This window comes from Variovorax robiniae (assembly GCF_037889955.1).
Classification (GTDB): domain Bacteria; phylum Pseudomonadota; class Gammaproteobacteria; order Burkholderiales; family Burkholderiaceae_C; genus Variovorax; species Variovorax robiniae.
On record NZ_JBBKZS010000025.1, the window covers coordinates 66884 to 73600 of the forward strand.

At 61.4% G+C, this 6717-nt stretch carries 9 protein-coding genes; 6 read left to right on the forward strand and 3 right to left on the reverse strand.

Going from position 1 to position 6717, the window contains the following annotated elements:
• Positions 1 to 19: 19 nt before the first annotated feature.
• On the reverse strand, positions 20 to 694 hold the full coding sequence (locus tag WKW79_RS32125) for an SRPBCC family protein (protein WP_340339293.1): 675 nt from the start codon (positions 692 to 694) through the stop codon (positions 20 to 22).
• Positions 691 to 831 carry a hypothetical protein gene (locus WKW79_RS32130; RefSeq protein ID WP_340339294.1) on the reverse strand — a complete coding sequence of 47 codons (141 nt, stop codon included), beginning with the start codon at positions 829 to 831 and terminating at the stop codon, positions 691 to 693. Before WKW79_RS32130 ends, WKW79_RS32125 begins: the two co-directional genes overlap by 4 nt.
• 290 nt (positions 832 to 1121) lie before the next feature.
• Here WKW79_RS32130 and WKW79_RS32135 point away from each other — a divergent pair, with 290 nt between their 5' ends.
• Entirely contained in the window at positions 1122 to 1997 is an 876-nt protein-coding gene (locus tag WKW79_RS32135) for a DMT family transporter (RefSeq protein ID WP_340339295.1), read from the forward strand.
• A gap of 52 nt (positions 1998 to 2049) precedes the next feature.
• On the opposite strand, the gene WKW79_RS32140 is transcribed toward WKW79_RS32135, so the two are convergent.
• Positions 2050 to 2964, reverse strand: coding sequence for a LysR family transcriptional regulator (locus tag WKW79_RS32140; RefSeq protein WP_340339296.1), 915 nt, complete (start codon positions 2962 to 2964; stop codon positions 2050 to 2052).
• Positions 2965 to 3079: 115 nt separating this feature from the next.
• Here WKW79_RS32140 and WKW79_RS32145 point away from each other — a divergent pair, with 115 nt between their 5' ends.
• The 5 genes from WKW79_RS32145 (at position 3080) to WKW79_RS32165 (ending at position 6382) form a co-directional block, all read left to right on the forward strand.
• Positions 3080 to 3283: a tautomerase family protein gene (locus WKW79_RS32145; RefSeq protein WP_340339297.1), complete on the forward strand. Its 204-nt coding sequence runs from the start codon at positions 3080 to 3082 to the stop codon at positions 3281 to 3283.
• Positions 3284 to 3299: 16 nt separating this feature from the next.
• Entirely contained in the window at positions 3300 to 3902 is a 603-nt protein-coding gene (locus WKW79_RS32150; protein WP_340339298.1) for an alpha/beta fold hydrolase, read from the forward strand.
• Positions 3899 to 4243, forward strand: coding sequence for an alpha/beta fold hydrolase (locus WKW79_RS32155; protein ID WP_340339299.1), 345 nt, complete (start codon positions 3899 to 3901; stop codon positions 4241 to 4243). Before WKW79_RS32150 ends, WKW79_RS32155 begins: the two co-directional genes overlap by 4 nt.
• Before the next feature lie 93 nt (positions 4244 to 4336).
• A complete protein-coding gene (locus WKW79_RS32160; RefSeq protein WP_340339300.1) occupies positions 4337 to 5320 on the forward strand; it encodes a zinc-binding alcohol dehydrogenase family protein in 984 nt (327 codons plus the stop codon).
• Positions 5321 to 5452: 132 nt separating this feature from the next.
• Positions 5453 to 6382 carry an intradiol ring-cleavage dioxygenase gene (locus WKW79_RS32165; RefSeq protein ID WP_340339301.1) on the forward strand — a complete coding sequence of 310 codons (930 nt, stop codon included), beginning with the start codon at positions 5453 to 5455 and terminating at the stop codon, positions 6380 to 6382.
• The last annotated feature ends 335 nt before the right edge of the window (positions 6383 to 6717 follow it).

Sequence of the window (6717 nt, forward strand, 5' to 3'; positions counted from 1 at the left end):
GGGTGCGCGTGTCCAACTGCTATCGAGTGAACCACCAGATTGCTGCTGCGAGGATGGCGATGGCCGCAGACAGGAACCCCACGCGCTTGAGCACGGGACCGAAGGCGGCGCTGGCGAGGTCGAGCGGCTCATTGGCCAATGGTTGCGGCGCGACCGAATCGGGTGCGGCGGCCGGGACGGCTGCCGTCGCACCCGCCATGGCCGCAATCGTCATAGCAGGAGCGTGGGTTGGCGCGGCAGCCACATTTCGCGAACCGATCACTTTCCCGAGATTCGCTGCGAACTGAGCGACCAAGTGCTTGGAGACGTCGACCATGAGGCCACGGCCGAACTGTGCCGCCTTTCCCGTGATGGTGAGGTCTGTCGAAATGGTCGCGGTCGTCGACCTCGGCCCATCCGGAAGCAATTGCACGGTGATCAGGGCTTTTGCACCACCGGCGCCCTGCTTCTCCTTGCCCTTCGCTTCGATCTCGACGGTATGCGTGGATTCGTCCTTGCGCAAAAACGCGCCCTCACCAGCGTAAGTCATGAGCACGGGGCCGAGCTTGACCTTCATGTCCGCAGTGAACGAATCGCTGTCAAAGCCGGTCAGGCTGGCCCCGGGCATGCAGGGCGCGACGGCTTCAAGGTCCAGCAGTGTGTGCCACGCGGTGTCGATGTCCGCAGGCACCACAAATGTGTTGTCGAGCTTCATTGATTTCTTTCGCTGGAGAGTCGATGCCACTTGGTTGAACGATCGGCTTTCAGAGGCGTCAGCTTGCGCATGTCCCTCGTGTTGGCAAACGTCGCAACCAAGGCGCGCGCGATGCCGTCCTCGTTCAGATTTCGCACCGATGTCTCCTGATTCCGTGAATGCTTCGAACTATAGAAATCGCGTCGCAACGCACCAAGGGGGCTGGGTGGAAACGTCGTTTCCACCGGCAGGAAAACGAAGGGTTTTCCCTGAATCGCCGCGCGACCGTGCGACAAGACGTGCACGCATGAAGGTCAAACCAAAGCCCGCAGAATCCGGGCCTCACCAAAGGGCGCCCCGACGCTTTTCTTCAAACGGTTCACCGCAGAGCGTGGCCACAAGCTTTCATGAAATGACCCACCACACAGCCCCTCGATCCCTTGCTGGAATGTTGCCGCTCGTCGCCGTCCTGACCGCCGTGTGGGGCACGAACTGGGTGCTCTTCCCGCTCGCCGTACATGAAGTCTCGGTCTGGTCATTCCGTGCCGTGTGCCTGTTGGGGTCAGGCGCGCTTCTGCTCGCAGTCGCTCGGGCGAAGGGCATGTCGGTTCACGTGCCTGCGCCGCAGCGCAAACCTCTTGCCATCGCCGCACTCGCTTACCTGGTCATCTGGAACGTCGGAAGCACCTATGCGGCGATCCTCATCCCCTCGGGTCAAGCCGCGGTTCTCGGCTTCACTATGCCTTTGTGGGCGACCCTGATTTCGTGGCTCGTGCTCGGTGAGAGACCTTCGGCGAGGCTTGCGTGCAGCGTCGCTCTGGCAAGCGGTGGGGTTGCGTTTCTTGCCTTCGCAGCTCGGGACAGCTATGCGTCCGCGCCACTCGGCTTCGTGCTGGGTCTCGCGGCGGGCATTGGTTGGGCATGCGGCACACTGCTCCTCAAGCGCGCGCGGCTCACGGTCGCCCCTATCGTCTCGACCGGATGGCAGTTGCTGATCGCCGGCATCCCGATCTTGATCGTTGCGCTGGCGACGGGCTCCTACACGCCCTTCGTTCCGTCGTGGACCTCGATGATCGTGATCGCGTACATCACGATCGTGCCGATGGCCCTGGGCAACATCGCGTGGTTCTCGATCGTCGACATGATGCCGGCCTCGGTCTCAGGGCTGTCCACCGTCATGGTTCCAATGGTGGCGATGGTCACCGGGGCCATCGTTCGGGGCGAGCCGCTTGGCCCTCTTCAGCTCGGGGCGATGGCGTGCTGCGGTGCCTCGCTGCTCTTGGTGCTTGTAAGGCCGCAAGCCCCAGCAGCCGTTGGTCCCTGATCGCGCAGAGGCAGAAATTGGAAAACCAGGACGCGCTGGACGTGCATCGGAATCAGTCCAATCGTCCTTCGACCGCATACGCCGCGAGTTGGTCGATAACGTAGCGCACGCGCGGACTCAGGTGCGCCTGTCTGGGCCACACCGCGTGAACCTCGACACCCACCGAATAGGATGGCAACACCGCCTTCAACAACCCCTTGGCAATCGGCCCGCGCACGAGCGACATGGGCATCTGAATGAACCCGAGTCCACCAATCGCGGCAGCCACCATGGCTTCACCGTCACTGAGGCGGTGCGTCGCAGGCGGCCTGAAATGTTTCTCGACGCCCCCATCGAGCACGAACCAATCAAGCGGAGGGCCCTTGACGGAACCGACGATGCACCGGTGTGCGCGGACTTCGGCCAAGCTGCCCGGCTCTCCGTGCGCGCGGAGGTAGTCAGGTGAAGCGCAGATCACGCGCTCCTGCGTGACGAGGCGCCGCGCGACAAGGTCGCTGCTGTTCGGCAGTGCCCCGAAGCGGATTGCCAAGTCAACGTCTTCCTTTAGCAGGTCGCTTGTGGAATCTGTGAACGTGAGCGTGAGGCTCAGGCCCGGGTGTGGACGCGTGATGTCGATGAGTGCGGGCAACAGCACATGCCTTCCGAACGCCACCGGCATGTCGATGTGGAGTCGTCCGCTCAGGATCTGATGGTTGGATGACAGCGCGGCCTGGGCTGCCGCGATCTCGTCCATTGCAGAAACGCACGCTGCGAGGAATGCCTCGCCGTCGGCTGTGAGTTTAGTAAGCCGCGTGGTTCTGTGAAACAGCTTGAAGCCCAAGCGGTCTTCGAGACGAGAGATCGCCTTGCCCACGGCAGACTTTGTGAGGCTCATTCGCTTCGCCGCCGCGGTAAACGTGCCTGCACGGGCAGCGGTGACAAAGACAGAAACGCCAGACAACGGGTCGCGATCGAGTGATGTATCCATCAGGGCTACTCAGAGAGGAATTTGCAAGTGATTATTGACGCCAATTCTTCACTAATATTGACGTTTCAGGCCGCGGAGTACCGCGAGCCCCGCTAATCATTTATAGGAGCACCGCATGCCCGTCGTTCGTGTGAGCTGGTTCGAAGGCAAGGACCACAGCCAGAAGGAAAAAGTTGCAGCCGAGATCACGGAGAGCATCGTTCGCCACACCGCGACGGATCCCAACTACATCTACGTCATCTTCGAGGATGTGAAACCCTCTGACTGGGCCGGCGCCGGAAAGCTGTACGGCAAAGCTCCAGAACAAGCCGCTGGCTAGCGTTGGCGACACTGCCATGACGATACCCACTAAGCCGGCGCTGGAGGCCTTGGGCAGCGACTTCACGTTTCCAAATCAGATCGATGGCATGCCGCAAAGGTTGTCAGACTTCCAGGGACTCGGAATCGGCTCCTTCGTCACGAACGACGGTGTCAAGCTTGCATACTGGGAGGCGGGAGAAGGCAGGCCGCTGATCTTCGTCCCGGGATGGTCGGGCAATGGCGCCCACTACTTCAATCTCATGTACTTGCTGGCCAAGCATTACCACGTGTATGTGCTCGATCCCCGCAATCAAGGCCTGTCACAGGAGGTCGAATACGGGTCAAGGATCGCACGTTTCTCGATGGACCTCAAAGAGTTCGGCGCTCATATTGGAGCGGGATCTGCCGACTACGTGGGCCACTCGATGGGAGCGGCGATTCTCTGGAGCTATATCGACCTGTTCGGCACCGCCGCGCTGCGCAAGGTGACCTTCGTGGACGAGCCCATTTCGATCTACTCGCACGACGACTCGTCGGAGACGGAACGACTCGAGGCAGGCGGCACGACCACTTCGGCGGAACGGATGGTGCAGCCTTCACAGCCGGAGGCCCTGTCAACAAGCTCATCACGGACATGAAGCCTTTCGAGCGTGCACATGCGTTCGACTCTCCGTACTTCGAGAATTCGCAGCGCTTCGCGAGCGCGTTCATCAAGAGTGATCCGAAAGCTATGGGGCGCGTGCTCTTTGATCACACCGTCAATGATTGGCGTGACGTTGTCCGGCACAAGATAGACATTCCTGCAGCCATTTTCTCGGGCGAGGAAAGCAACAACTTGCCTTGCCAGCAGTGGGCGCAGTCGGTGATCGCGGACGCGAGGCTTTACAGCTACAGTTCTGCCGAGCAAGGCGATCACTTTCTCATGTTCAAGAACCCCCTGAAGTTTGTCGAAGACCTCCGGGCGTTCCTCGAACGCTGAGGACAACTCGCCGCAACCACTGCTGCTACTCCATGCGAATGATGATCGACGGCTGTACCCCCGCACCAGTGTCGATGGATCAATAGGAGCGCCATGTCCGACACCATGAAGGCCGTCGTCATTTACAAAGCGGGCGGCCCGGACGTCCTGAAGATTGAACAGCGCCCTGTGCCGACTCCACGCCCTGGTCAGGTTCTGATTCGAGTGGAGGCTTTCGGATTGAACCGATCCGAACTGTTTACCCGGCAAGGCCATTCCCCGGGTATCGTGTTTCCTCGGATCTTGGGAATCGAGGCGGTGGGCACGGTGGCAAATGCGCCCGGTGGCGAGTTCCGGTCCGGCCAGACCGTTGCGACCGTCATGGGCGGGATGGGCCGGAAGTTTGACGGAGGCTATGCCGAATTCACCGTGGTGCCTGCAGGCCAAGTGCGAGCCATCAATACAGACCTGGCCTGGGCCAAGCTCGGCGCGCTGCCCGAGATGCTGCAGACGGCGTGGGGTGCGCTCTTTCGAGCGCTTCGATTGGTAAAGGGGGAGCGACTGTTGATCCGCGGAGGAACAACTTCGGTGGGCCTCGCAGCGGCCGCGATTGCAAGGGCGCACGGCGCCGAAGTCGGCGCCACTTCCCGATCCAGCGCTGGCGAGGCTTTATTGCGTGAGGCTGGCGCGCATCGCTTCTTCCTGGACGACGGTGCCATCTCCGACGCCGTGCGACACAGTTGGGACGGCGGGGTCGACAAAGTCCTCGAGTTGGTTGGAACCACGACACTCAAGGACTCGTTGCATTCGACGCGCGAGGCGGGCATCGTCTGCATGGCGGGAATGGTAGGAAACGAATGGTCGCTCGCAGACTTCGCACCTATGGACGTCATCCCCACCTCGGTCTCGCTGACCACCTATTCCGGCGCCGTGGGTGACTTCATGGCGACTCCCTTGCAAGATCTGGTGGACCAAGTGTCGGCCAGGGCCCTTCCGGTGCCGGCAGGGCGAGTCTTTCACATCGACGACATCGTGGAAGCCCACCGCACCATGGAGAACGGCACGGCTGCTGGAAAGATCGTCGTGACGACTCGTTGATACCGTTGTTCGCGCTTTAAGGGGAAACCCTTTGTTTTCCTGCCGGTGGAAACGATGTTTCCGCCAGGGACCCTTGGTGCGCCGTGACGCGATTTCTATAGTTCTCCGCAGTCAAGGAATCAGGAGAACCCGGTGCGAAATCTGGACGAAGACAACATCACGCGTGCTGTGATCGCGATGCACGCTGACGCCAAGGACGCGCGGGTTCGAACCCTGATGACCAGCCTGGTGCAGCACATTCACTCTTTCGCCCGCGAAGTGGAGCTCACGGAAGAAGAATGGTTCAAAGGCATCCGCTTCCTGACCGAAGTAGGACACATCACGACTGACGTTCGCCAGGAATTCATCCTCCTGTCCGATACGCTCGGCCTGTCGATGCTCGTGACCGCCCTGAACAACAAGAAGCCCCAGGGCTGCACCGAGGCAACCGTGTTCGGCCCGTTCCATGTCGAAGGATCGCCCTTGGTTCCCCTTGGCGGGGACGTTGCCAACGGCGCCGAAGGTGAGCCCTGCTTTGTTCGTGGCAGTGTGATCGGCACCGACGGCCAACCTGTGCCAAACGCCGAGCTGCAAGTGTGGCAGGCCGATGCCGCTGGCAAATACGACGTGCAGTACGCCCGCGACGGTGGAGATCATGAACATCGCGCCCGTGGCACGCTCATCGCCGACGCCCAAGGCAACTTCCATTTCAAGACCATCCGCGCCGAGGCCTATCCAATCCCGCACGACGGGCCGGTCGGCAGGATGCTTGAAGCACTGGGCCGCCACCCGTGGCGGCCCGCGCATCTGCACTTCTTGATCACGGCCCCCGGCTTTGACCGGCTCATCACACACGTGTTTCGCAACGGCGATCGGTACCTCGATTCGGACGCCGTCTTCGGCGTGCGCTCATCTCTCATTGCCGATTGGATCGAACACCCGCCCGGTGCGACCCCCGATGGAGGCACCAGCGACGTGCCCTTTTACACGCTGGACTTCCGCTTCGTGCTGAATCCTGCGGCAGCGAACGTTGCTGCGCCGCAAACTGCGGGCGTGGCATCTCCCCGCAGCGCTTCGGCCTGATGTCCATGTCGAGTCCGACCCGGGTGCGGTGCCGGATCCGGATGCGCACCGAAGGTGCCGCATTCAAGATTTTCAGCATTCGGCCGCCGCTGCTCGTGCGTCGCACCACCAACCTCTTTGGAGCATTCGAATGATCTTCGTATTTCACCTCGTGGACCGCGCCGACGCCGGCGAGCTGCGTCTGCGCGTGCGACCCGAGCACAAGGCTTACCTTGCTGCGGTCGCATGTCGGCGCCGGTTGAATTCTGACCCACCCTGCCGGTTGAACTTTGACCCGGGGACGGAGGCCGGCATCGTGAACGCCGACTGTGGATAACTGTAGCTCGTTCCCCCTT